Genomic DNA, 24755 nt, shown 5'->3' with positions numbered 1-24755 from the left:
TTTTCCCATATTTACCATGGACGGTCCAGTTCATATAAATTGCGATAACGTGAAGAAGTTTGCAGCAGTTCCTTGTGCGTTCCTTGCATGATGATACGTCCCTGATCCATAAAAAGAATATCATCCATGTTTTCGACACCGATTAAATGGTGAGTAATCCAGATTATTGTCTTCCCTTGCAAAGCATTAAACATCGTACGAAGTAAATCTCGCTCCGTTTTCGGATCAAGTCCGATAGTCGGTTCATCCAAAATGACAATGGGCGTATTCTTGAGCAAAATACGCGCTAACGCAATCCGCTGCCTTTCACCACCCGAGAAGCGTTGTCCGGCTTCTTCCATGTGTGTATCAAATCCATTTTCCAAAGAAGCAAGATAATCGTTTAGCTTTACCTGTTCCGCGACCCTGGCAATATCTTCAGGTGTTGCCGTCGGATCTCCTAATCGAATGTTATTTGCTACCGTTGTAGCAAAAAGATATGGTTTTTGATTTAACACCGCGATTCGTTCATGGATTTTATCCCGGTAAGCCTGCGCGGCACAACCATTGATAGAAACCGTTCCCTCCAAAGGTGATAATATCCCCTGCAACAATTGAAGCAATGTTGTTTTGCCAGCACCACTTTTTCCAATGATGGCGATTTTTTGTCCGTGTGGAATCGTCAACGAAATGTTCTGTAATGCCAGCCGCTCTTCTCCCGGATAACGGTAGGAAACCTGCCGTATATCGATTATCCCTTCATTCACTTCTTCTGCCACCACTCCTCCTTGTTCCTGCTGTTCCGGCATCTGTATACGAATATCATCAATACGCTGCATTGACTCCTCATAGGCAGGAATTTTCTCCACTGCAGCCGAGACAGGAACGAGCGCTTCCAGGATAGGGAGCACAACAAGTGTGAAAGCAGCAATATAGGCAGGGTATATGTCTCCCGCACCCGCCTTGTTCCCTGCCCAAATTGCCACAGATACAAGAATAATGCCTGAGACAACTTGCAGCAGGAATGCTCTGTACTGGCTCCAGTAGCGCATTTTTTTATCTATGGCATTCATTTTAGCTGAGCTGGCTGTAAATTGTTCCAGAAAAAATTGTTGCTTGCCGCTAATAAGCCAGTCGCTGAGGCCAAAAACCGCATCCGTCAACTGGCGATAAAGATGCGCTCGTCTTTTTTTATAGTCGATTTGTTTTCTTCTTAACAAATAAAGAGAGCACAGCGGGAAAACAAACAGGATAACACCGAGACAAAGGGCAACCCAGATCGCAAATTTCCAATCAAACAAAGTCAGAGGTAATATGGATGCTATAAATAGAACAAGGGCAAGAACAGTGGGAAAAACCGTTCGAATATATACATCCTGCAAATGCTCGATATCATCAGCAAGCGTCCCAAGCAAATCGCCTACTTGAAAACGGGAACGGACAAACAGCGCCTGTGGTTCCAGCATATCGTACAGCTTTACCCGCATATCGGATAATATTTTCAACACAGCATCATGTCCTATCAGTCTTTCAATATAACGCGCTACTGCCTTTGAAATTCCGAAGGTTCGAACAGCGACAATAGGTACATAAATTAACAAAATCGTTTCCGGTCGTTCGGCGGCCCGCGAAATTAAATAGCCAGAGACAAACATAAGCAAGGCCCCGGAAAGAACCGTAGCAAGACCAAAAAGAATCGTGATACTTAGCTGCTTGCTATATCGTTTCATGTACGGTGTGATGTATCGATCCATCTGCTTCATGCTGTATCTCCTGTCTGTGCCCGAATAAGCGCGTAATACGCTCCCCGTTTTTCATATAAATCATGATGTGTTCCAAATTCCTTTATGGTCCCATTCTCCATAACCAAAATAAGATCCATTTGCTTCATCCAATGCAAACGATGTGTTGCAAAAAAAACAAGCTTGTTTTTAAACAATGGTAGCATCATCAATTTAATATCATGCTCGGTTTCAATATCCAGATGGGCGGTCGGTTCATCAAAAAGCATAATCGGACGATTCTGGAGGAAAGCGCGGGCCAGTGCAATACGTTGCTCTTCCCCACCGCTCAGCACTCGCCCGCCATTTCCTATTCTTTCCTCTATCCCATGGGGCAAAGAATGAACCCATTGCGCCAATCCGGTTACGTGAAGTGCCTGCTCTATATCCTGTTGTGATGCATCCGGGGCATATATGCGAATGTTATCAGCTATTGTACCCGCAAAAATGTACGGATGCTGGGGGATATATGTGATTTGCTGCTGCCACCCCGGCATCGCAAAATCGGTAACGGAAACACCGCCTATCGAAATGGATGCGGTTTGCGGCAAGGAGAAACCGGCCAGTAAATCAATTAAGGTTGACTTGCCAGCACCTGATGCTCCAACAATTCCTATTTTTTGATAACCGTTCACTTGAAAGGTCACATCATGCAAACAAGCTGTCTGCCTGCCCTCATACTGCCTTGCCAGCTTTTCTACTTTCAGAGAAGTACACGCATTCCATTTCGGAATCGCCGCTCCGGCAGAGCCAGATGCCACGGCTTGCTTGGCAAGAATCTGATGAATCGCATCACCCGCCTCTTTTCCATCCATTGTCGCATGATAATCATTGCCCACCTCACGAACTGGCAGGAAATACTCCGGCGCCAGAATCAATATTGTTAACGCTGTCTGCAAATCCATGTTCCCGTCAATTAAACGCAAGCCCAAGCCAACAGCAACCACCGCAACCGAAAGACTGGAGAAAAAATCCAGAGAAAAGGTTGAAAGAAACGCAACACGTAAAGTTCGGTTAGTAGCAATCCGGTATTTATCACTAACCAGCGCGATCGCTTGTCGGTGCTGCCTGCTTTTCCCGAGATATTTCAACGTTTCTAACCCTCGTAGAGAGTCGACAAAATGACGCGACAATAATTGGTACGTACTCCACTGATCGTCCATTTTCTTACGCGCAACAAGACCTAATAAGATTAAAAAAGCAAGCATGATTGGCATGGTAAGCACCAGAATAACACCCGATACCGATTCCAGATAAAAAATGTATGCCAGCACAATAGCCGGAATAGCTATCGTCGCGATAACTCGTGGAATAAATAATTCCAGGTACGTTCGGAAGTGCTGAACCCCCTCCAGGCAAAGTGTTACCATATTCCCTGAGCCTGTCTTTCCAATTTCTCGCGGTCCTAGCATGAACAATTTCGCAAGCAGCTTTTTCTGCATATCGTATGCCGTTTTTTCGGCAAAACGATAAGATACCCTCTCTTTAATGAGTTGACTGGCCTGGCGAAGTAAAAATGCAACCCCAAACCCGGATAACAGGAGAAGGACATCGTTGACCGATGCCCCCTTAAACATATTTGTAATAGCTGTTGCCAACATAACAGCCTGTAAAACAATAAACCCTGCCTGTAAAACAGTGAGCAAGCCAATTATGAAGAATACGCCTTTGATGCCTTTATAATGAAAAAGATGTTTATCCATTAGTACTCCAGATGCTCCTTATCAGTTACCCGCTTACGGAATACATAATAGCTCCATACTTGATAAGCGAGCACGAATGGTAGCAACGTAACAGCAACAATAGTCATCAGCTTCAAGGAATAGCTTCCGGAAGCCGCATTATATACTGTTAAATTGTTAACAACATCAATCGAGCTAATCATGACATTCGGAAAGAGTGCAACAAAGAATGAACTCGTCACAAGCGCGAGCACAAGGCCAGTCGAAACAAAACTCCATCCTTCCTTCTTTTTATACATGAAATAATACAAGCAAGCATATGCAATAATCGCTGCACTATACAGCGGAATCAGGAAGGTTCCCTTTTCCCTGAAGGCATCTGTATACAATGCAGTTAAAGAAACAAACAGCACCACCACTACGCCGATAATTACATATATTCTCTGTGCCATTCGATGGGCACGTTCTCGAATCTCGCCCGTTGTTTTTAGGCCAATAAACATAAGCCCATGAAGATAAGACAACAGCACAAAGGCAATGCCGCCAACTACCGTATACAGATTCACAATATCTGTGAAACCAGCATACATATTCATCTCACCGTCGATGGGCAATCCTTTAATCAGGCTAGCAAACATCACCCCCAGCAGGAATGGCGGTAGTAGGCTCCCGAGGAAAATCGACCAATCCCAGGCCAGGCGCCATTGCTTCGCACCCACTTTACTGCGAAATTCAAAAGCGACCCCTCGGGCAATGAGAGCTAGCAATAGAATGACAAACGGCAAGTAAAATCCGCTAAATAATGTAGCATACCAGTGCGGAAACGCCGCAAACATCGCACCTCCGGCAGTAATTAGCCATACTTCATTCGCATCCCAGACCGGGCCAATTGTATTGAGCAAAATCCGTTTTTCCTGTTCGGTGCGAGCAAGGAATTTCGTGCCCATTCCAACACCGAAATCGAATCCCTCCAAAAAGACAAATCCGACGAATAATATGGATACTAGTAAAAACCACAGTTCACTTAAATGCATAATTATTTCCCTCCGTGTTAAATGGATCTGTGGCAGACACATCCTCAGGCAATTTTTCATGCGGGCCCCGTTTGATTACTTTTACAAACAGGTAAACCATTACAATAGCAAGAATAGTGTAAATAAGAGAAAATGAAATTAGCGAGAACAGAAGTTGACCTGTTGACACATTTGGCGACACTCCGTCCGCTGTCCTCATTAATCCATTTACAACCCACGGCTGACGACCAATTTCCGACATAATCCAGCCAAATGAATTGCCGATATACGGAATGAATATTGCCGCAACCATCCATTTCAAATACGCCGGACTTTCTTCCAGCCTGCCGCGCCATTGCAGAACAAGTCCTATTAGAGCAAGAAGAAGAAGGCCTCCCCCCATGACTACCATAATCCGAAAACTCCAGAAGGTCGTTTTTACAGGCGGTATATAATTTCCAGGTCCGTACTTTTGTTCATATTGCGCCTGAATGTTTTTCATTCCCTGAACCGATCCATGAAACTGCTCATACGCCAGGTAGCTAAGCATATAAGGAACTTCAACTCGCATCGTACTTTCCTGCTTATCGGTATCAATTAACGCAAAGACAGTCCATGGTGCAGGGTCCGGGCTATCGTCCCACAGCCCTTCTGCTGCTGCCATTTTCATTGGTTGAGCGCTGACAAGATATGTTGCCTGTGAGTGACCAGAAAACGCAATGCCCAGTGCGCTGACCATACCGATAATAAGTGAGATTTGAAAAGACCGTTTAAAGAACTCCACATCGGCTTTTTTTAGCATTTTCCATGCACTCACTCCAACAATGAAAAAGGCTCCTGTAGTCAAACTTGCAAAAATCGTATGTGGAAAAGCAACCCATAGCTTCTGATTCGTTAGAACCGCAAATACATCATTCATTTCTGCCCGGCCATTTTGCAGCGTATAGCCAAGTGGATTTTGCATAAACGAGTTAGCGGCTAAAATCCAAAAGGCGGAGAGTATCGTGCCAATAGATACAAGCCAAATGCAAGCTAAATGTATCTTCTTCGGCAACTTATCCCAACCGAAAATCCACAGACCGATAAAGGTTGATTCCATAAAGAAAGCAAGTAACGCCTCTACTGCCAGAGGTGCACCGAATACATCTCCAACAAATCGTGAATAGCTAGACCAATTCATTCCAAATTGGAACTCCTGCAAAATTCCTGTAACAACACCGACGGCGAAATTAATTAGGAAGAAGGCTCCCCAGAATTTCGTCATTTTTTTGTACAGTTCATTCCCTTTTAGCACATACATCGTTTGCATCACCGCGATGATGAATGCCAGCCCGATTGATAAAGGCACAAAGATGAAGTGAAACAGGGTGGTGGACGCAAACTGAATACGTGCCAAAATTAACTCTTCCATCGGTTTTCTCTCCTTTTTTATGTTTGTGAATTTTATCACGATATTATTGTAACAAACTACTTTTTTTACTTTGTGAAGTTTTGAAGAATAATCCGTGAAAGATTTCGTACATTCCTGCGTCAAATTTTTGTACAGCAAAAAATATCATCTACAAAATTCCCATCCGAATCTTTTACATGATCAAAAAAATGAGCACCCGCTCCATAAAATGGAGCAGATGCCCATGCCTTATCCCCTATCTTTTATTATGCTCTGCCTTGCGCAGCGCCTTCGCCCCGATATCTGTACGGTAGTGTGCACCTTCAAAGGAAATGTGACGCACCGTTTCGTATGCTCTACGCTGTGCTTCGTATAAATCATATCCCATCGCTGTTACACCTAGGACGCGGCCACCGTTTGTTACGATATGTCCGTCTTGCTCTGCCGTACCGGCATGAAATACGACTACATCATCGGTATTTGCCAGCAATCCAGCAATTTCCCGCCCTTTCGGATAGGAGCCTGGATATCCTTCAGAGGACATGACGACGCAAACCGCTGCGCCGTCTTTCCATTCCACCTGGCATTCCGAAAGCCTGCCTTCCACTGCTGCAAGGAAAATATCCGCCAAATCACTCGCAAGACGCGGGAGCACGACCTGGGTTTCCGGATCACCAAAGCGCGCGTTATATTCGATAACTTTCGGACCTTTTTCAGTAATCATCAATCCGGTGTATAAAATACCGCGGAACGGTCGCCCTTCGGCTACCATCGCTCTGGCCGTCGGGAGAACGATCGTGTCAATCGCCTGTTGCACAACGGAATCATCCATGTGCGGCACAGGCGAGTATGTTCCCATACCGCCTGTGTTCGGTCCTTTATCATCGTTGAATACCGGCTTATGGTCCTGCGAAGGAACCATCGGAATAACCGTCTCGCCATCCACGAAAGACAGCAGCGTCATCTCCTCACCCACCAAATATTCTTCAATTACTACACGTGAGCCAGCACCGGAAAATACATCGTCCACCATCATGGAACGAAGAGCCTCTTCAGCTTCTTCCATTGTAAAAGCCACGGTTACTCCCTTACCTGCTGCTAGGCCGTCCGCTTTAATTACGATCGGTGCGCCCTGCTCACGGACGTATGCCAGCGCTTCATCATATTCCGTAAATGATCGGTATGCCCCGGTCGGAATATGATATTTCTCCATAATATCCTTGGCGAATGTCTTACTTCCTTCAAGTAGCGCAGCTTCTTTTTTCGGTCCAAAAATCGCAAGGCCCTGTTCTTCAAAGAAATCGACAATGCCATTCAAAAGCGGATCTTCCGGTCCGACAACCGTTAATCCGATATGTTCTCGCTTTGCAAATTCTGCAAGTGCAGCAAAATCATTTACATCCAACGGTACACATTCAGCCATTTGAGCAATCCCGGCATTTCCTGGTGCACAATAAACGTGTGATACTTTTGGACTTTGTGCAAGCTTCCATACGAGAGCGTGTTCGCGACCGCCGCCGCCGATAACAAGTACTTTCATAATCAGCTCCCTCTCCTTATCCTAGTGTTTGAAATGGCGCACTTTCGTGAAGACCATTGCGATACCATGCTCATTGGCCGCTTTGATGGAATCTTCATCACGAATAGAGCCTCCTGGCTGGATAATGGCAGAAATGCCTGCTTTTGCCGCTTCTTCCACTGTATCCGGCATCGGGAAGTAGGCATCAGATGCCAATACGCTGCGGAAGGATTTATCGCCTGCCTGTTCAATTGCAATGCGGGCTGAGCCTACGCGATTCATCTGACCTGCGCCCACGCCAATCGTCATGCTGTCTTTCACCAACACAATAGCGTTAGATTTTACATGTTTGACGACTTTCCAAGCAAACAGAAGCTGCTGGATTTCTTCGCGGGTCGGCTTCCGATCGGTAACGACTTCCAGGTCTGCTTCCGTAATTTGTTTCGTATCATCTTCCTGAATCAGTACGCCGCCTTCCACACTTGTCAGCTTCCAGTCCGCTTTTTCTTTGCTTACGATTTCTCCAAGCTCCAGCAAACGCAGGTTCTTCTTCTCTTTCAGAATTTCAAGTGCTTCGCCTGTGAAGGATGGGGCCATGATGATCTCGAGGAAGATTTCTTTCAGTTGCAGCGCAGTTTCTTTATCAATCGGGCGATTCGCCGCAATAATGCCCCCGAAAATAGAAACCGGATCAGATGCATACGCTTTTTGGTATGCTTCAAAAATAGTGTTGCCTGTTCCTACGCCGCACGGATTTGTATGCTTTACCGCTACAACAGCCGGTTCGCTGAATTCTTTTACGATAGCAAGGGCTGCATTGCCATCATTGATGTTATTATAGGACAGCTCTTTGCCGTGCAATTGTTTTGCTGTAGCAATATTGCCCGCACCGGCTAACGGTTCGCGGTAGAAGGCAGCCGACTGATGCGGGTTTTCGCCGTAGCGTAAATCCTGTACTTTTTCGTATGTTACCGTATACGTATCTGGCATTTGTTCGCCAACTTGTTCTGTCAAATATTGAGAGATGAGCGCATCATACGCCGCCGTATGGCGGAATACTTTTGCAGCCAGCTTACGTTTCGTTTCCTCGGCAATGCTTCCGTTTGCTTTCACTTCTTCAAGCACCTTGCCGTAGTCATTCGCATCGACAACTACCGCCACATATTTATGGTTTTTCGCTGCGGAACGAAGCATGGTCGGTCCGCCGATATCAATGTTTTCGATCGCTTCAGCAAAAGGTACGTCGGGTTTGCTAATGGTAGCTTTAAACGGGTACAGATTAACCACGACCAAATCGATTGGGGTAATGTTATGCTCGGCGATCTGCTGACGGTGCTTCTCATCATCTCGCACCGCAAGCAGGCCACCGTGAATGTGCGGATCGAGCGTTTTTAGACGTCCATCAAGAATCTCAGGGAAGCCGGTCACCTCAGAGATGCCAATAACGTTCACGCCTTCCTTCTGCAGCAAGGTAGCGGTTCCTCCCGTAGAAATGATTTCTACGCCCAGTTTATCCAGTTCTTTGGCGAATTCTACGATGCCTGTTTTATCCGAAACACTGATTAATGCCCGTTTTACTTGTACTCCACTCACGGTTTTTCCACTCCTCCACTGTATTCAAAATCTTCCGCTTCAATCTGCACTTGTCGTCCGTTCAACCGCACGTTTCCACTTACAAGAAGCTGTACCACTTGCGGAAGCAACCGATGTTCTTCCCTATGGATACGCTCGGCAAGCGCCGTTTCATCATCTTTTCCGTATACGGGCACAGGACGCTGTACAATAATCGGTCCCGTATCCATACCTTCATCCACAAAGTGAACAGTAATGCCTGTAACTTTTACTCCATAACGAAATGCTTGCCCAATGGCATCTTTGCCGGGGAATGATGGCAAAAGCGATGGATGAAGATTGATCATTCGTCCACCATACGCTTTAAGCAGCGTATCACCGATAAGACGCATATACCCTGCTAGCACAATAAGCTCAACTCCCGCATTCTCAAGCCGCTGCAGAATCTCCCTCTCAAAGCTCGGTTTATCCGGATAATCCTTGGCGTTAAATAGGAATACCGGCACCTCGTACTGTGCAGCCCGCTGTACTACGTATGCCTCCGGCTTGTCGCAGACAAGCAATTCTACTTCCGCCCCAGTCAGCGCTCCGTTCTGTATAGCTTCCATAATGGCCGCGAAGTTCGAGCCGCTACCGGAAGCGAAAACGGCGATTTTCATTACCAATTCACCCCGCCAAACCGGACATCCCTATCTCCTTGTACGATCCGTCCGATTATCTGCGCTTGCTCCCCGGCTTCCGCTAATACGCGAAGCGCCTCGTCCGCATCATTCTCCCGGACGATCGCAATCATGCCAATGCCCATATTAAATGTGCGGAACATATCCTGCTTTGATACGTTCCCCTTCGTTTTCACCAAATTAAATACCGGCGGAATATTCCACGTACCATATTCGATGTGTGCGGCTGTGCCCTCCGGTAGAATCCTCGGGATGTTATCGTAAAACCCGCCGCCAGTAATGTGTACAAGTCCATTGACTCTTACTTTTTCTAATAAAGACAAGCACGACTTCACATAAATCCGGGTCGGAGTAAGAAGCACATCTCCCAATTTACCATTTAATTCATCTATTTCTTCATGAAGAGATAGACCTGCATCCTCAAGCAGAACTTTGCGTACTAGCGAAAAACCGTTGCTATGCACACCGCTCGATGACATTCCGATAATCATATCTCCTGGCGCGATGCTTTTCCCGTCAATCACACGATCCGCATCTACTACGCCGACGCTAAAACCGGCAATATCGTATTCCGACTCCTCGTACATACCCGGCATCTCGGCCGTTTCACCGCCGATTAACGCAGAGCCGGACTGTTCACAGCCATCAGCAATGCCTTTAACAATCGCTTCGATGCGTTCCGGAACAACCTTACCACAGGCCAAATAGTCAAGGAAAAAGAGCGGCTCCGCGCCTTGAACAACAATATCGTTCACACACATGGCCACCGCATCGACGCCTATCGTATCATGCTTATCCATAGCAAATGCCAGCTTTAGCTTCGTGCCGACACCATCTGTGCCTGAAACAAGCACAGGTTTTTTATATTTAGTAATATCAAGTCCAAACAGTGCGCCAAAGCCGCCCAAATCCGTCAAAACCTCCGGGCGGAATGTACGCTTGACATGTTTTTTCATTCTTTCTACCGCTTCATTGCCGGCATCAATGTCCACTCCGGCCTGCTTGTAAGCCTCACTCATGCCATCTCCCCCTATTTCTCCACGCAATTCTTCGTATCTTCGTAGATTTCTGTCGGATAGCAGCCTGTGAAACAGGCCAGACAATGTCCCCGATTCGGCGCCGTATCATTTCTGCCAATCGCATCAATCATACCCTTCTCCGATAGAAAAGCCAGCGAATCTGCGCCAATGTACTCGCGGATTTGCTCAATGGATTTCTCACTGGCAATCAACTCTTCCCGGCTTGACGTATCAATGCCATAGAAGCACGGGTTTTTGACCGGCGGGGAACTGATACGTACATGTACCTCTTTTGCTCCCGCTTCCCGTAACATTCGGACGATTCTGCCGCTGGTCGTGCCACGCACGATGGAATCATCAATCATGACTACACGCTTGCCTTCCACAACTTTGCGCACCGCGCTAAGCTTCATGCGCACGCCGCGTGCCCGCATTTCCTGATTCGGCTGAATGAACGTACGACCCACATAACGATTTTTAACCAATCCAAGCTCATACGGAAGTCCGGCTGCTTCCGCATAGCCAATAGCAGCGGAAATACTCGAATCTGGCACACCTGTTACGACGTCCGCCTCTATGGCGGATTCTTTATATAGCTGGCGCCCCATTTCTTTACGCGCCAGATGAACGTTAATACCGTCAATATCACTATCCGGACGGGCGAAATAAATGTATTCAAACGAGCAAATCGCACGTTGTGTTTGACCTGCAAATCGCTCTGAACGCAGTCCTTTTTCGTCGATAACGATCATCTCACCCGGCTCTACATCACGAATGTATTCCGCGCCTACCGTCTCGAATGCACACGTTTCAGATGCGACAACGTATCCTTCATCCAAGCGGCCAAGCACCAACGGACGCAAACCGTTTGGATCAAGTGCGATAATCATTTTGTTTTCCGTCATGAGCAACAGCGCATACGCACCTTTAATCATGCGCAGCGATTCACGTACAGCCTGTTCGATTTCATAGCCGGAACGCGCAATGAGGTGCGCGATAACCTCCGTATCGCTTGTCGTCTGAAAAATGGAGCCTTGACGTTCAAGCTGATGGCGAATTTGCTCTGCATTTACCAGATTTCCGTTATGCGCTAACGCGAGATTGCCCCCTGTGTACTTAAAAACAAGCGGCTGGGCATTCTCCAGCTTGCTCTCGCCTGCTGTCGTATACCGCACATGACCAATAGCCATCCGACCGTGGATTTTGCTTAGCTGGTTGCCGTTGAATGCTTCCGTTACCAAACCCATCCCACGGTGGTATGAGAATTTTTCACCATCGGAAGCGCAAATACCTGCGCTCTCCTGCCCGCGATGCTGCAGGGCATGCAGCCCGTAATATGACAATTGCGGTGCATCGGGGTGATTAAACACCCCAAATACACCACACTCTTCGTTCAGCTTATCCCAGAGCTCATCATGCTCCATCATTACTGCATCAGACATGCGATCGCACCTTTCCAGGCCGCTTTTAAATCCGCAAGCGGCGTATTAATCAGCTCGCGTCCGTTTATTTTCACTGACACGGCGTCAGTACCGACCGTACCGATTTTCGCGCATGACGTACCGTTTTTCGCCGCCAGTTCGCATACCTCGTTCATATGTTCCGGTTTGACGCTAAGCAGCACCCGCGATTGTGATTCGCTGAACAGCGCAATGTCAGGGCGCAGCCCGATATTCCAATCCACAACTGCACCAAGACCCGGCTCAGCCGATTCTACAAGCGCCGTTGCAAGGCCACCTTCTGCAAGGTCGTGTGCAGAAGCGATAAGTCCGTGTTGAATAGCTGTAAGCACAGTTTGTTGCAGTTTCTTTTCTACTTCCAGATCGAGCACCGGAGGACGTCCGAAAACAGAACCGTTCATCAGCTTCTGATATTCTGTGCCGCCTAGCTCCGCTCTCGTCTCGCCAAGCAGAAGAAGAACGTCTCCTTCGTTCTTGAATGACTGGGTTGTAATATGATCAACGTCATGAATCAAACCCACCATACCGACTACCGGCGTCGGGTAAACAGCTTCACCGTTCGTTTCATTATATAAGCTTACATTTCCTCCAATAACCGGAGTTTCAAGCACACGGCACGCTTCACTCATACCATCCACCGCTTTTTCGAACTGCCAGAAAATCTCCGGCTTCTCTGGATTTCCGAAATTCAGGCAATCAGTGATACCAAGCGGTTCTGCACCCGAGCAAATAACATTGCGTGCCGCTTCAGCTACAGCAATCGCACCGCCTGCTTCCGGATCAAGGTATACATAGCGTCCATTGCAGTCGATGCTCATCGCCAGCGCTTTGCGTGTGCCGCGAATGGCAATAACCGCTGCATCCGAACCTGGAATAACCGCCGTATTCGTACGTACCATATAGTCGTACTGGTTATACACCCACTCTTTGCTTGCTACTGTTGGAGCCGACAACACTTGCTTCAACGTCTCATTGTAATCGCTCGGTTCCGCGATATTCAATGTATCTACGCCTGCATATTCGCTATAATAGGCCGGTTCCTTGGATGGTTTATAGTAAACAGGAGCATCTTCAGCCAGGCTATCAACAGGCACTTCAGCGGCTACTTCTCCTTTATGAAGCAAGCGCAGCGTGCCGTCGTCCGTTACACGTCCGATAACTACAGAATGCAGTCCCCATTTATCGAAGATTTTCTTCACTTCATCTTCACGGCCTTTTTCTACAACGACCAGCATACGCTCCTGCGATTCAGAGAGCATCATCTCATATGGAGTCATGCCTTTTTCCCGCTGTGGTACAAGGTCAAGATTCAGTTCGATACCATTGCCCGCTTTACTTGCCATTTCCGCACTCGAAGATGTCAGACCGGCTGCACCCATGTCCTGAATACCGGCCACCGCACCAGTATCAATCAGCTCCAGGCATGCTTCAAGCAATAGTTTCTCCATAAACGGATCTCCTACCTGCACCGCCGGACGCTTTGCTTCGGATTCTTCATTTAACTCTTCTGAAGCAAAGGTTGCCCCATGGATGCCATCACGGCCAGTTGCTGCTCCTACGTACATCACCGGGTTTCCGATGCCCTTGGCTACACCCTTCTGTATCTGATCGTGATCGATAAGACCTACACACATCGCATTTACGAGTGGATTGCCCTCATAGCAATTGTCGAATACGACCTCGCCGCCCACTGTCGGAATTCCCATACAGTTGCCGTATCCGGCAATACCTGCAACAACATTCTCAAATAAATATTTTGTACGCGGTTTATCCAATTCGCCGAAGCGAAGGGAATTCAACAGTGCAATCGGACGCGCGCCCATTGAGAAGACGTCACGGATAATGCCGCCGACACCAGTCGCCGCTCCTTGATACGGCTCAATTGCAGACGGGTGGTTATGACTTTCCACTTTGAATACGACCGCCTGATTGTCATCAATATCGATAATACCGGCCCCTTCACCCGGTCCCTGTAGAACACGGGGTCCGGATGTCGGAAAGCGACGCAATACCGGCTTGGAGTTCTTATAGCTGCAATGCTCGGACCACATCACACTGAATAGCCCTGTCTCCGTGTAATTTGGTTTCCTGCCAAGAATTTCGACAACCTTGGCATACTCTTCATCCGTTAAACCCATTTCGCGATACACTTTCTCGTCGGCAATCTGTTGCGGATTAGGCTCCATGTGTGACACCGTTCTTCTCCCTCCAGCTCTGTAAAATCGAAGTAAATACACGCTTTCCGTCATCTGAACCGAGCCACTTATGCACGGCACGCTCCGGATGAGGCATCATGCCCAGCACGTTTCCGTCTTTATTCATGACACCTGCGATATCATCAATCGATCCGTTCGGGTTCTCCCCCGCATAGCGGAACACGATCTGGTTATTTTTTTTCATTTCACTCAGCGTTTCTTCGTCACAATAGTAGTTACCATCACCATGTGCTATCGGAATACGAATGATTTCGCCCGCTTCGTACTGGGACGTAAACGCAGTATTATTATTTTCTACGCGCAACTCCACTGTTTCACAGCGGAATTTCAGCTTTTCGTTACGGCGTAAAGCTCCAGGTAGAAGACGTGCTTCTGTCAGCACCTGAAATCCGTTACATATGCCCATGATAAGCTTGCCCGCTTCCGCCGCTTTTTGTACGGCAGCCAGCACAGGAGCCATACTGGCCATTGCGCCTGGACGCAGATAATCTCCATAGGAGAATCCTCCCGGAAGGAGAATACAATCAAATTCGTCTATGTCTGTCCGGGTGTACCACACATACTCTACCGGTTGTCCCAGACAGTCTTCGACAGCCTTGTACATATCGACATCACAGTTCGAACCGGGAAATACGAGGACTGCACACTTCATTGTTTACGCCTCCACCAATTCGAAACGATAATCTTCAATGACCGTGTTAGCAAGCAGCTTTTCGCTCATTTCTTTCAAGCGCTCTTCTGCTGCCGCGCGATCCGCAACATCGAGTTCGACTTCCATGTATTTACCGATGCGAACATCGCTCACTTCATCAAATCCAAGGGAATGAAGCGAACCTTTTACGGCAGTTCCCTGCGGGTCAAGTACGGATTCTTTCAGTGTGACATATACAACGGCTTTAAACATGCGTTTCTCCTCCAATACGTTTTAAGATTTCTTTATAAGCATCTTCGACATTGCCCAAATCACGACGAAAACGATCTTTGTCCAACTTTTCCATCGTATCCGCATCCCAGAAACGACACGTATCCGGGGAGATTTCATCCGCAAGAAGGACCTGCCCTTCTTCGGTACGGCCAAATTCAAGTTTGAAATCAACTAAAGTAACACGACGCTCTTTCATATATGGAACCAGCACGTCATTAACGGTAAGTGCCATTTTATGCAACAGTGCACGCTCTTCTGCCGTTGCTATCCCGAGAACATCGATATGCGAGTCGTTCACCAGCGGATCACCCAACGCGTCATCCTTATAATAGAATTCAACAACCGGCTGCGGAAGAGCCGTTCCCTCCTCCATTCCAAGGCGCTTTGCGAGAGAGCCTGCCGCGATATTACGCACCACTACTTCAAGCGGAATAATCGTGACCTGTCTAACTAATTGCTCGGTTGCCGACAGTTCTTCAATGAAATGATTATCAATGCCTTTTTCTTTCAGCATACGAAAGAAAATGGAAGTAATTCGGTTATTCAATTCGCCTTTACCCATAATTTGGGCTCGTTTTTCCCCATTAAAAGCGGTGGCATCATCTTTATACTGCACCCAAAACACGCCTGGTTCACTTGTGCGGTAAATTCGTTTCGCCTTTCCTTCATATAGCATTTCTAGCTTTTCCATTGTTTTTCTCCTTCCGGCTCTTCGCTTCCCGGTCGTTTACATAATACTTTGAACTTTCTTTCTAGCACAGGGACGGCATGACGCCGTTCTGCTAACGTACATCATGTGCCCTGCTTCGTTTTTTCAGAGTCCCAAACGATTAAAGATCGTATCTACATGCTTTAAATGCCAGCTATAATCGAAGCAATCATCGATTTCCTCCGGCGTAAGCATTGCTTTCACCTTTTCATCCGATTCAATAAGCTCGCGGAATTGACGCTGTTCTTCCCACGCCTGCATTGCGCGCGGCTGTACTGTATCGTATGCTTCCTCGCGGCTCAGCCCTTTATCGATGAGCTTCAACAACACACGCTGAGAATAAATAAGGCCGAATGTACGTTCCATGTTACGCTTCATATTGTCTGGGAATACGGTCAAATTCTTCACGATATTACCGAAGCGGTTTAGCATATAATTAATCAACTGAGTTGCATCCGGCAAAATTACGCGCTCTACAGAAGAATGCGAGATGTCGCGTTCATGCCAGAGCGGTACATTTTCATATGCGGAAACCATATGACCTCGAAGAACTCGGGCAAGCCCCGACATATTCTCGCTGCCGATAGGATTGCGTTTATGTGGCATAGCAGAGGAGCCTTTCTGTCCTTTCGCGAACGCTTCTTCCACTTCGCGCGTTTCACTTTTCTGCAGGCCCCGTACTTCTACCGCGAATTTATCGATGGAAGTCGCAATCAACGCAAGTGTTGCCATATATTCAGCATGACGGTCACGTTGCAGCGTCTGCGTCGAAACCGGTGCTGGTTTCAAGCCTAGCTTCTTGCATACATACTCCTCTACAAACGGATCGATATTGGCATATGTGCCGACCGCCCCGGATATTTTACCGTAAGCAATCGTTTCCTTCGCGCGACGGAAGCGTTCAAGATTGCGCTTCATCTCTTCATACCAGAGCGCCATTTTCAGACCAAATGTCGTCGGCTCGGCATGTACACCATGTGTACGGCCCATCATGACCGTATATTTATGTTCCTGCGCTTTTTCTTTCAGAATATCTACAAAGCGAACAAGGTCCTGTTCAATAATCTCGTTCGCCTGCAACAACAAGTACGACAGGGCGGTATCGACCACATCGGTGGATGTAAGTCCGTAGTGAATCCATTTCTTTTCATCACCTTCAATCGTTTCAGATACAGCACGTGTAAAAGCAACTACGTCATGGCGTGTTTCCTGCTCGATTTCATAGATACGGTTTACATCGAAGCTGGCATTTTTCCAGAGCTTCTCAACATCCTCTTTCGGGATGACACCGAGCTCAGCCCAGGCTTCACATGCCAGAATTTCGACCTCAAGCCATGCCTTAAATTTGTTTTCCTCCGTCCAAATCGCCGCCATCTCCGGGCGGGTATAGCGTGGAATCATATTACATGTCCTCCTTCATCGGCTCCCAAATTTGTAATTGCTCTATTTCGTTTAAAGCGATCTCGACCGCCCCGGCCAGAACATTAATGTGTCCCATTTTCCTCTTTGGTTTGCTATCTTTCTTACCGTACAGATGAAGCTTGGCCGAGGGGGGAAGCTTTTCTATTTTATCAAGAACGGGGGCAAGATGCTCGCCCAGAATATTTACCATAACAACCGGAGACAGAAGCCCCGTCTCCCCGAGCGGCAAATCGCAAATCGCTCGAATATGCTGCTCGAATTGCGATGTTACACAAGCGTCCATCGTATAGTGACCCGAATTATGTGGACGAGGGGCCAGTTCATTGACCAATACTTCACCGTCTTTCGTTACGAACATTTCGACAGCGATGAGACCGACTACTTGCAGTTTTTCCGCAATCGCTCCAGCCAATTCTTCGGCGCGTTCCGTGACGGCTTGTTCAATACGTGCAGGCACAATCGACAGGTGCAAAATATTCTCACGATGGACGTTCTCTGCTACGGGAAATGTCTTCACTTCCCCGGAAACACTGCGCGCTGCAATAACTGAAATTTCTACAGTAAAAGGAATAAATTGTTCAATAATAATCTCGGTACCTGCCTTTGACAATTCACGGTAGGCTACAGCCATCTCCTCCAGTTTGCGGATAACGTACTGTCCTTTTCCGTCGTATCCACCGGTCGCCGTCTTCATTACCGCAGGCAATCCTAATTCCTTCACGGCATTTTCGGCATCCGCTTCGCTTTCGATGACACAAAACGGAGCGACAGGAATACCGTAGGAAGCCAATGTTGATTTCTCACGGATGCGATTCTGTGTAATACGCAACAGCTCACTACCCTGGGGTACGTATGATTTTTCTTCGAGAACGGCTGCAACATTCGCATCCACATTCTCGAATTCGTACGTGATTACGTCACTTGCCTGCGCCAATTCCATTGCACCGTCTACATTGTCATATCCCGTTTCAACATGCTTGTCGCACACCTGCGCGCATGGACAGTCTTCTGTCGGATCCAGGGTAACGAACCGATACCCGGACGCTCTGCCTGCTAGGGCCATCATCCGTCCAAGCTGGCCACCGCCCAATATGCCAATGGTTGCACCTGGCTTGATTACTTTTTTATTGCTCATGGCAGTTGGCTTCCCTCCAGCACCTGTTGTTTGACTTTTTCTCGCCGCGCCATAAAACGTTCCCGAATCTCCGGGTATTTATTGCCAAGGATTTGCGCCGCCAGCAAGCCTGCATTCGTTGCACCTGCTTTCCCGATCGCTACTGTAGCAACCGGAACACCGCCCGGCATCTGTACGATAGATAGAAGAGAGTCAAGTCCGTTCAATGTGGACGATTTAACTGGTACGCCAATGACCGGTAACGCCGTTTTGGCTGCTACCATTCCCGGTAGATGCGCTGCACCGCCTGCGCCTGCAATAATGACCTCCAGACCCCGCTCTGCTGCCTGTTCGGCATATTCAAACATTAAATCTGGCGTCCGGTGCGCAGAGACAACTCGCTTCTCATACGGTACTTCTAGCTCATCAAGCATCAAGCATGCTGCTTGCATCGTATCCCAGTCAGACGTACTCCCCATAATAACGCCCACCAATGGTCGATTCATTCGCCACGCCTCCTACACACATCAATTTGCATTATTATCCAACAAAAAAAGCCCAAACGGTAGATTTCCCCCAGCACAGTGAGAAACCTACCGCCTGGGCTTTTATCCCTACGGTGTAACGTGCTATTACACGTCTGAATCGCTCGGACCAAATGCCTCGGTGGCTTCGGAACCCTAGATTCACTTTCCACTCAATTCACCCTTAGTTTAGCAAGGCTTATGCAGTTCGTCAAGTAAATTACCGAACATTTAATTGTTATAATCATATAATATTCGTTATTATTACAAGAACCTCGTGAGCGTTGCCACCCGTCCTCTTTCCACAAGGAAGCCAAACGACTGCTTGCTGTCTCTTAAAGCGGACCAACAAAACATCCCGGTACTTCAATAAGGAAAGCAGTTGTCGGTCTTTTCCACCTGACGTGCCACACACTCCACAGAAAAAAGCTGCCTGTGCAGGCAGCTTCTCTTGGCTGAAAGTTAGATTAATCGCAAGCACATGCGACAATTACGAGCAGGATGAACAGCACAAGAATTACACCAATTACATCTTCCCCGTTGAAGAAGCCTCCCATGAATTCCACCCCTCTTCATCATGTATGCATCTGTGGAACGTCTATTAATCGCAAGCACATGCGATAATTACAAGCAGGATGAACAACACCAAAATTACACCGATATTCTCTCCCCATCCTCCAGCACAACTCATCTTCTTCACCCTTTCCTTGTATTTACTTAAATTGTGATTCTCATCAATTACAGGAGCAAGCAATCACTACTAGCAGGATGAACAGGACAAGAATTGCCTCAATGTATCCCCACCGTTCTAGCAGCGCATGTCACCCCACTCCTTTCAGCAAGGACTTTGAATCACTTGACATGCTACATACTATGTCTTAGACGGGCAGGCGGTTTGGACTTCAGCCCAATTTTAGACAAAAAAAAGAGCCCTCTTCAGGCTCATTGCTGTTAATCTTGATGTTGACTTTGAATACGAGCAATTTCAGGCAGATTATCAAAGAAAAGTTGGACAATGCGAGGATCAAAATGTGAGCCGCTCCCTCGCTGGATAATCTCGTACGCTTTTTCATTCGAGAATGGCTCCTTATAGGGACGGCGGCTTGTCAATGCGTCGAACACATCCACTACGGCCACAATCCGGCCGCTCAGCGGAATATCTTCACCAGAAATTCCATACGGGTAACCAGAACCATCGTATTTCTCATGATGTGACAATGCGATTTCGCTTGCCAGCTTAAGCAACGGCGAATCCGATCCACTTAGGATTTTATGGCCGATCAACGTATGCTCCTTCATCTTCTCAAATTCTTCTAACGTTAATTTTCCCGGCTTAAGGAGAATATGATCAGGTACGCCGATTTTTCCGATATCATGCATCGGGCTTGCCTGAACGAGCAAATTTATCTCATCATCGCTCATCCCCATCCCGCGGGCCAGCACGCCACAGTAGTAGCTAATGCGTTGAATATGCGCTGCTGTTTCCGGATCTTTAAACTCCGCTGCTGATGAAAGACGTTCCACAATTTCTTTATGGCTGTCTTCCAATTTATTGTTCAGCCATTGCAATTCCTTGAGTGCTTTCTCCAACTCTGCGGTCCGGCGCGCCACTTCGTTCTCCAACCGCTGCTTCGTAATAGCCATCTGCTTATAATAATGGCGCATACGCAAAAGTGTATGCACTCTAGCATATAGTTCGTACTTATCAATAGGCTTAGTTAAAAAATCGTCACTACCTTCTTCTAATGCTTTGATTTTATTTTCTTTATTATCAAGAGCCGTCACCATGATAACAGGAATATACCGTTCTTTTAACGCCCTAATCTCACGCAATATTTCATATCCGTTCATATCCGGCATCATGATGTCAAGCAGAATCAAATCAACATCCTCGCTCTCCAGTATCATCAGGGCATCCACCCCAGTACATGCGGAAAATAAACGATACTTCCTAACTGATAGAAGTTGTTCGAGCACACTAACATCATATTCTTCATCATCAACAATAAGAATGGTAGATTGCTCCAGTCCTGCATGCGTTTCTGCAGGATTATCAGCAAGTGAAAAAAGATTCATGGATTCCGCACCCCCTGTCAAGTTTTCTTTCTATTGTTCATGAAATACATCGCTGAGATGAATACTAAAGCGGGAACCTTGTCCTTTTTCACTTTCTACACGAACGCTTCCGCCTAAAAACGAAGCGAGAAAGCCGGCGCTTATCCAAAGTACCATTTGTTTTTTTCTCATAGCTCTCCCGAATAAATGCGCTTTATTATCAAGGTATAATGGCACAATTAAAATACGTTCTCCATTTGAATTATAGCACTTTTTTCATATGAAATTTCATAAATATTAAAAAAGCGGAAGAGGTCAAATTGTCCTCATTCCGCTTTTTTTCAAGGAATTATGCATTGATGTCAATAAATAGGAATCTTGCGATGATAAGAACAGCAAGCACCCACATAAGCCAGTGGATTTTATTCTTGCCGCCTACCAGATTATTGGCAGATGCCAGAACTACATAGAATACAATCCCAAAAGAAATACCGTTGGCAATGGAGTTGGTGAGCGGCATGAAGACAATGGTGAAGAAGGAAGGAATCGCATATACCATGTCATCCCACTCAACCCCACGTACTGCTCCCATCATTAATACACCTACAACGATTAGCGCCGGTGCAGTCGCCGCAGCCGGAACAATTAACGCCAGCGGAGCCAGGAACAAAGCAAGAATGAATAAAATCCCGGTCGTAACAGAAGTCAGTCCTGTACGTCCACCTTGCCCCACACCGGCTGCACTCTCTACAAACGCCGTAATGGTGCTTGTACCAAGCATAGCCCCAAGGCTAACGCCACCTGCATCCACAAGCATTGCACGTCCAATTTTTTGCTTTGCGTCCGGTTTATCGAGCAATCCCGCTTTAGCTGCGGTTCCCGTCAGCGTACCGAACGTATCAAATAACTCTACAAACGTAAAGGTGAACACAATGGTTAGTAGACCGGCATTCAATGCACCGGCAAAATCAAGCTGACCGATCGCCACGCTGCTAAAGTTCGGAATCCATTGGGCATTCTGCAACGATCCCAAATTGGTTACGCCCATCGGAATACCGATTAACGTTGTTATAATAATACCAATTAGAATGGCAGCCTGTACGCGCATAACCATGAGGATACTCGTAATAAGCAAACCGATAATTGTCAGAAGAATCGCTTTATGCTCGACAAAGTTTCCAAGCTGCAAAAGCCAGTCACTGGCTGTCATCTCCGTAAACGGCTTTGCTCCCTCCTGACCGATATAGAAACCTGTTAGAAGTCCGCTGGTTTTAAATCCGATAATCGTAATAAATAGGCCAATACCTACCGTAATAGCGGCACGCAACGAATCCGGCACCGCATCGAGAAGCATCTGGCGTACTTTCGTAATAGTCAGAATGAAAAAGATAATACCGGAAATAAACACAGAGGCTAGTGCAATCTGCCATGTAATCGCTCCACCCGAACTCATAACTACAGCCGCGAAGTATGCGTTAAGCCCCATACCTGGCGCGAGTGCAATCGGATAGTTTACAAACAATCCCATCATGATCGTAACAAGGCCCGCGCCAAGCGCGGTGGCTACGAACACGGCATTGAAATCCATGCCCGTAGCCCCTCCGGCCGTCAGAGTAAGCGGGTTGACAATCAGAATGTATGCCATCGCAATAAAGGTTGTTAATCCAGCGATGATTTCCGTGCGTACATTCGTATTATTTTCTTTCAGTCTGAAGAATTTATCCATCTTCTTCTTTCTCCCTTTTTCCTCTTCTCGCTTCTAAACGATTATTCCCACTCAATAGTGGCCGGTGGCTTGGAAGTAATATCGTATACAACACGGTTAACATGCGGTACTTCATTCACAATGCGAACCGAGATTTTTTCTAATACATCGTAAGGAATACGCGCCCAGTCGGCTGTCATGCCATCGATAGACGTTACAGCACGAATACCGATCGTATAATCATACGTACGGCCATCTCCCATTACACCTACGCTGCGTACATCCGGCAGTACGGTGAAATATTGCCAGATATCCTGTTCAAGGCCGGCTTTCTTAATTTCATCACGCAGAACAAAGTCGGATTCACGTACAATTTCTAACTTCTCTTCTGTAACCTCGCCCAATACGCGAATGCCGAGACCCGGTCCCGGGAATGGTTGACGCCATACAATTTCATGCGGCATGCCGAGCTCTTCGCCCACTTTGCGCACTTCGTCTTTGAAAAGCTTGTTTAGCGGTTCGATTAAATCAAATTTCATATCTTCTGGCAGCCCACCCACATTATGATGAGATTTAATGGTCTGTGCTGTTGCCGTACCACTCTCGATAATATCGGTATACAGCGTACCCTGGGCTAGGAAGTCCATATCCGTCAGCTTGCCTGCTTCCTCTTCGAATACGTAAATAAATTCATTACCGATAATTTTGCGCTTCTTCTCTGGATCAGAGACACCTTTTAGCTTACCCAAGAAACGTTCACGCGCATCAATTTTAATCACATTCATGTTGAATTTATCCGCGAATGTTTCCATTACACCCTCGGCTTCCCCTTTACGCAACAGACCATGATCGACAAACATGCAAGTCAATTGATCGCCGATCGCCTTATGAATAAGTACAGCCACTACAGAAGAATCTACCCCACCGCTCAAGGCGCATAATACTTTCTTGTCGCCGACTTTCTCACGGATTTCCCTTACCATCATATCGATGTAATTCTCCATCGACCAATTACCTTCACATCCACACACTTCAAACAGGAAGTTCTTCAGCATATCATTACCACGTACGGAATGACGTACTTCAGGATGGAATTGCACCCCATAGAGGCGCTTCTCTGGGTGGCTAATTGCGGCTACCGGGCATGCTTCATTGCTGGCATCAATACGGAACCCTTCCGGCACTTCGATTACTTTGTCAGTATGACTCATCCACACAGTTTCTGTTTTGTCCAGACCTTTAAAGAATGGGGAATCATTGTGGATCGCGATTTCTGAACGTCCATACTCCCGCACACCCGCACGTTCCACTTTTCCTTTCAGATTGTGCGACATCATCTGCATGCCATAGCAAATACCGAGGATCGGCAGGCCCATATCATAGATGCGCGTATCGCATTGTGGAGCACCTTCCGCGTATACGCTGGCCGGTCCGCCTGAGAAGATAATGCCTTTTGGATTTAATTTCTCCAGTTCTTCCACCGGAGTGTTATACGGCATCAACTCACTGAACACGCCAAGATCCCGAACGCGGCGTGCAATTAACTGGTTGTACTGTCCTCCAAAATCGAGAACGACAACTAATTCTTTCGGCTTGTCCATCTTCTTAAAGTCCCCCTCTTCGTAACTTGCTGCGCTAAGAAGCATCCAACATCATTCTCATCTTAGCATGTTTTATTTTTCCCTGTAAAAAATAAAAAACCAGGTGCATCTATATTTTGATACAGAGGCAGAAACCTGGTATAGGTATCCTTCCTCATAGTCGAACCATTTACGGCGGTTCGGTAGAAACTTTCAGGCCGTATTCCTGATATTATACGAGGTCATTTAAATATAGTAGTTATAACGAGATTAGTTTACCAGAGGCATAGAAAAAGTCAAGCACTAAAATATGAAAGTTCCGCATGTTTTTTGTTATAATGTTCGTGTTTTAATGATGAAAATTCCATTTTGCTCCTTATGTTCCCTATAAACCATAAAGATCGTTAAGA

At 46.8% G+C, this 24755-nt stretch carries 22 protein-coding genes and 1 riboswitch; all 22 genes read right to left on the bottom strand.

Annotated features, from left to right (window positions below):
• Nucleotides 1-11: 11 nt before the first annotated feature.
• The 22 genes from cydC to guaA all read right to left on the bottom strand — a co-directional run bounded on the left by cydC (nucleotide 12) and on the right by guaA (nucleotide 24366).
• Complete coding sequence (cydC, locus tag HMPREF0083_RS14320) at nucleotides 12-1742, bottom strand: thiol reductant ABC exporter subunit CydC (protein WP_021622199.1); 1731 nt, start codon at nucleotides 1740-1742, stop codon at nucleotides 12-14.
• Complete coding sequence (gene cydD, locus HMPREF0083_RS14315; RefSeq protein ID WP_021622198.1) at nucleotides 1739-3463, bottom strand: thiol reductant ABC exporter subunit CydD; 1725 nt, start codon at nucleotides 3461-3463, stop codon at nucleotides 1739-1741. Before cydD ends, cydC begins: the two co-directional genes overlap by 4 nt.
• Nucleotides 3463-4476 carry a cytochrome d ubiquinol oxidase subunit II gene (gene cydB / locus HMPREF0083_RS14310; protein ID WP_021622197.1) on the bottom strand — a complete coding sequence of 338 codons (1014 nt, stop codon included), beginning with the start codon at nucleotides 4474-4476 and terminating at the stop codon, nucleotides 3463-3465. Before cydB ends, cydD begins: the two co-directional genes overlap by 1 nt.
• The gene (locus tag HMPREF0083_RS14305; protein ID WP_040302855.1) at nucleotides 4463-5866 is read right to left on the bottom strand and encodes a cytochrome ubiquinol oxidase subunit I; all 1404 of its coding nucleotides are present in this window, start codon (nucleotides 5864-5866) and stop codon (nucleotides 4463-4465) included. The genes cydB and HMPREF0083_RS14305 overlap by 14 nt, the downstream gene beginning before the upstream one ends.
• A gap of 235 nt (nucleotides 5867-6101) precedes the next feature.
• The gene (purD, locus tag HMPREF0083_RS14300) at nucleotides 6102-7385 is read right to left on the bottom strand and encodes a phosphoribosylamine--glycine ligase (RefSeq protein WP_021622195.1); all 1284 of its coding nucleotides are present in this window, start codon (nucleotides 7383-7385) and stop codon (nucleotides 6102-6104) included.
• Nucleotides 7386-7406: 21 nt separating this feature from the next.
• Nucleotides 7407-8957, bottom strand: a complete 1551-nt coding sequence (gene purH, locus HMPREF0083_RS14295) for a bifunctional phosphoribosylaminoimidazolecarboxamide formyltransferase/IMP cyclohydrolase (protein ID WP_021622194.1) — start codon at nucleotides 8955-8957, stop codon at nucleotides 7407-7409.
• A complete protein-coding gene (purN, locus tag HMPREF0083_RS14290; RefSeq protein WP_021622193.1) occupies nucleotides 8954-9595 on the bottom strand; it encodes a phosphoribosylglycinamide formyltransferase in 642 nt (213 codons plus the stop codon). The genes purH and purN overlap by 4 nt, the downstream gene beginning before the upstream one ends.
• Nucleotides 9595-10635 carry a phosphoribosylformylglycinamidine cyclo-ligase gene (purM, locus tag HMPREF0083_RS14285; RefSeq protein WP_040302853.1) on the bottom strand — a complete coding sequence of 347 codons (1041 nt, stop codon included), beginning with the start codon at nucleotides 10633-10635 and terminating at the stop codon, nucleotides 9595-9597. Before purM ends, purN begins: the two co-directional genes overlap by 1 nt.
• An 11-nt stretch (nucleotides 10636-10646) precedes the next feature.
• Nucleotides 10647-12077, bottom strand: a complete 1431-nt coding sequence (gene purF / locus HMPREF0083_RS14280) for an amidophosphoribosyltransferase (protein WP_021622191.1) — start codon at nucleotides 12075-12077, stop codon at nucleotides 10647-10649.
• A complete protein-coding gene (purL, locus tag HMPREF0083_RS14275) occupies nucleotides 12062-14281 on the bottom strand; it encodes a phosphoribosylformylglycinamidine synthase subunit PurL (protein ID WP_021622190.1) in 2220 nt (739 codons plus the stop codon). Before purL ends, purF begins: the two co-directional genes overlap by 16 nt.
• Nucleotides 14271-14963, bottom strand: coding sequence for a phosphoribosylformylglycinamidine synthase subunit PurQ (purQ, locus tag HMPREF0083_RS14270; protein WP_021622189.1), 693 nt, complete (start codon nucleotides 14961-14963; stop codon nucleotides 14271-14273). Before purQ ends, purL begins: the two co-directional genes overlap by 11 nt.
• A 3-nt stretch (nucleotides 14964-14966) precedes the next feature.
• Nucleotides 14967-15215 carry a phosphoribosylformylglycinamidine synthase subunit PurS gene (gene purS, locus HMPREF0083_RS14265; RefSeq protein WP_021622188.1) on the bottom strand — a complete coding sequence of 83 codons (249 nt, stop codon included), beginning with the start codon at nucleotides 15213-15215 and terminating at the stop codon, nucleotides 14967-14969.
• Nucleotides 15208-15927 carry a phosphoribosylaminoimidazolesuccinocarboxamide synthase gene (gene purC / locus HMPREF0083_RS14260; RefSeq protein ID WP_021622187.1) on the bottom strand — a complete coding sequence of 240 codons (720 nt, stop codon included), beginning with the start codon at nucleotides 15925-15927 and terminating at the stop codon, nucleotides 15208-15210. The genes purS and purC overlap by 8 nt, the downstream gene beginning before the upstream one ends.
• A 123-nt stretch (nucleotides 15928-16050) precedes the next feature.
• The gene (purB, locus tag HMPREF0083_RS14255; protein ID WP_040302852.1) at nucleotides 16051-17346 is read right to left on the bottom strand and encodes an adenylosuccinate lyase; all 1296 of its coding nucleotides are present in this window, start codon (nucleotides 17344-17346) and stop codon (nucleotides 16051-16053) included.
• Between the two features lies 1 nt (nucleotide 17347).
• On the bottom strand, nucleotides 17348-18502 hold the full coding sequence (purK, locus tag HMPREF0083_RS14250) for a 5-(carboxyamino)imidazole ribonucleotide synthase (RefSeq protein ID WP_021622185.1): 1155 nt from the start codon (nucleotides 18500-18502) through the stop codon (nucleotides 17348-17350).
• Nucleotides 18499-18987: a 5-(carboxyamino)imidazole ribonucleotide mutase gene (gene purE / locus HMPREF0083_RS14245; protein WP_021622184.1), complete on the bottom strand. Its 489-nt coding sequence runs from the start codon at nucleotides 18985-18987 to the stop codon at nucleotides 18499-18501. Before purE ends, purK begins: the two co-directional genes overlap by 4 nt.
• Before the next feature lie 485 nt (nucleotides 18988-19472).
• Nucleotides 19473-19562 carry a sporulation protein YjcZ gene (locus HMPREF0083_RS29045; protein ID WP_209421082.1) on the bottom strand — a complete coding sequence of 30 codons (90 nt, stop codon included), beginning with the start codon at nucleotides 19560-19562 and terminating at the stop codon, nucleotides 19473-19475.
• A 44-nt stretch (nucleotides 19563-19606) separates the two neighbouring features.
• Nucleotides 19607-19696 (bottom strand): sporulation protein YjcZ, encoded by a 90-nt coding sequence (locus tag HMPREF0083_RS28120; protein ID WP_148315977.1) that lies wholly within the window; start codon nucleotides 19694-19696, stop codon nucleotides 19607-19609.
• Between the two features lie 260 nt (nucleotides 19697-19956).
• Complete coding sequence (locus HMPREF0083_RS14240; RefSeq protein ID WP_021622181.1) at nucleotides 19957-21081, bottom strand: response regulator; 1125 nt, start codon at nucleotides 21079-21081, stop codon at nucleotides 19957-19959.
• A gap of 30 nt (nucleotides 21082-21111) precedes the next feature.
• Complete coding sequence (locus HMPREF0083_RS14235) at nucleotides 21112-21252, bottom strand: hypothetical protein (RefSeq protein ID WP_155847236.1); 141 nt, start codon at nucleotides 21250-21252, stop codon at nucleotides 21112-21114.
• Nucleotides 21253-21409: 157 nt separating this feature from the next.
• Nucleotides 21410-22786, bottom strand: coding sequence for an NCS2 family permease (locus HMPREF0083_RS14230; protein WP_021622179.1), 1377 nt, complete (start codon nucleotides 22784-22786; stop codon nucleotides 21410-21412).
• A 41-nt stretch (nucleotides 22787-22827) separates the two neighbouring features.
• Nucleotides 22828-24366 carry a glutamine-hydrolyzing GMP synthase gene (gene guaA, locus HMPREF0083_RS14225; RefSeq protein WP_040302850.1) on the bottom strand — a complete coding sequence of 513 codons (1539 nt, stop codon included), beginning with the start codon at nucleotides 24364-24366 and terminating at the stop codon, nucleotides 22828-22830.
• Between the two features lie 137 nt (nucleotides 24367-24503).
• Nucleotides 24504-24605, bottom strand: a riboswitch (purine riboswitch).
• Between the last annotated feature and the right edge of the window lie 150 nt (nucleotides 24606-24755).

The sequence above is a fragment of the Aneurinibacillus aneurinilyticus ATCC 12856 genome (assembly GCF_000466385.1).
Taxonomy (GTDB): Bacteria; Bacillota; Bacilli; order Aneurinibacillales; family Aneurinibacillaceae; genus Aneurinibacillus; species Aneurinibacillus aneurinilyticus.
This window is presented reverse-complemented; position numbering and strand designations above follow the sequence as displayed.

Excerpts from the sequence above, each read along its gene's own strand:
- cydC (WP_021622199.1), bottom strand. The coding sequence starts at position 1,742 with ATGAAGCAGATGGATCGATACATCACACCGTACATGAAACGATATAGC.
- cydD (WP_021622198.1), bottom strand. The coding sequence starts at position 3,463 with ATGGATAAACATCTTTTTCATTATAAAGGCATCAAAGGCGTATTCTTC.
- cydB (WP_021622197.1), bottom strand. The coding sequence starts at position 4,476 with ATGCATTTAAGTGAACTGTGGTTTTTACTAGTATCCATATTATTCGTC.
- HMPREF0083_RS14305 (WP_040302855.1), bottom strand. The coding sequence starts at position 5,866 with ATGGAAGAGTTAATTTTGGCACGTATTCAGTTTGCGTCCACCACCCTG.
- purD (WP_021622195.1), bottom strand. The coding sequence starts at position 7,385 with ATGAAAGTACTTGTTATCGGCGGCGGCGGTCGCGAACACGCTCTCGTA.
- purN (WP_021622193.1), bottom strand. The coding sequence starts at position 9,595 with ATGAAAATCGCCGTTTTCGCTTCCGGTAGCGGCTCGAACTTCGCGGCC.
- purM (WP_040302853.1), bottom strand. The coding sequence starts at position 10,635 with ATGAGTGAGGCTTACAAGCAGGCCGGAGTGGACATTGATGCCGGCAAT.
- purF (WP_021622191.1), bottom strand. The coding sequence starts at position 12,077 with ATGTCTGATGCAGTAATGATGGAGCATGATGAGCTCTGGGATAAGCTG.
- purL (WP_021622190.1), bottom strand. The coding sequence starts at position 14,281 with ATGGAGCCTAATCCGCAACAGATTGCCGACGAGAAAGTGTATCGCGAA.
- purQ (WP_021622189.1), bottom strand. The coding sequence starts at position 14,963 with ATGAAGTGTGCAGTCCTCGTATTTCCCGGTTCGAACTGTGATGTCGAT.
- purS (WP_021622188.1), bottom strand. The coding sequence starts at position 15,215 with ATGTTTAAAGCCGTTGTATATGTCACACTGAAAGAATCCGTACTTGAC.
- purC (WP_021622187.1), bottom strand. The coding sequence starts at position 15,927 with ATGGAAAAGCTAGAAATGCTATATGAAGGAAAGGCGAAACGAATTTAC.
- purB (WP_040302852.1), bottom strand. The coding sequence starts at position 17,346 with ATGATTCCACGCTATACCCGCCCGGAGATGGCGGCGATTTGGACGGAG.
- purK (WP_021622185.1), bottom strand. The coding sequence starts at position 18,502 with ATGAGCAATAAAAAAGTAATCAAGCCAGGTGCAACCATTGGCATATTG.
- purE (WP_021622184.1), bottom strand. The coding sequence starts at position 18,987 with ATGAATCGACCATTGGTGGGCGTTATTATGGGGAGTACGTCTGACTGG.
- HMPREF0083_RS29045 (WP_209421082.1), bottom strand. The coding sequence starts at position 19,562 with ATGGGAGGCTTCTTCAACGGGGAAGATGTAATTGGTGTAATTCTTGTG.
- HMPREF0083_RS28120 (WP_148315977.1), bottom strand. The coding sequence starts at position 19,696 with ATGAGTTGTGCTGGAGGATGGGGAGAGAATATCGGTGTAATTTTGGTG.
- HMPREF0083_RS14240 (WP_021622181.1), bottom strand. The coding sequence starts at position 21,081 with ATGAATCTTTTTTCACTTGCTGATAATCCTGCAGAAACGCATGCAGGA.
- HMPREF0083_RS14235 (WP_155847236.1), bottom strand. The coding sequence starts at position 21,252 with ATGAGAAAAAAACAAATGGTACTTTGGATAAGCGCCGGCTTTCTCGCT.
- HMPREF0083_RS14230 (WP_021622179.1), bottom strand. The coding sequence starts at position 22,786 with ATGGATAAATTCTTCAGACTGAAAGAAAATAATACGAATGTACGCACG.
- guaA (WP_040302850.1), bottom strand. The coding sequence starts at position 24,366 with ATGGACAAGCCGAAAGAATTAGTTGTCGTTCTCGATTTTGGAGGACAG.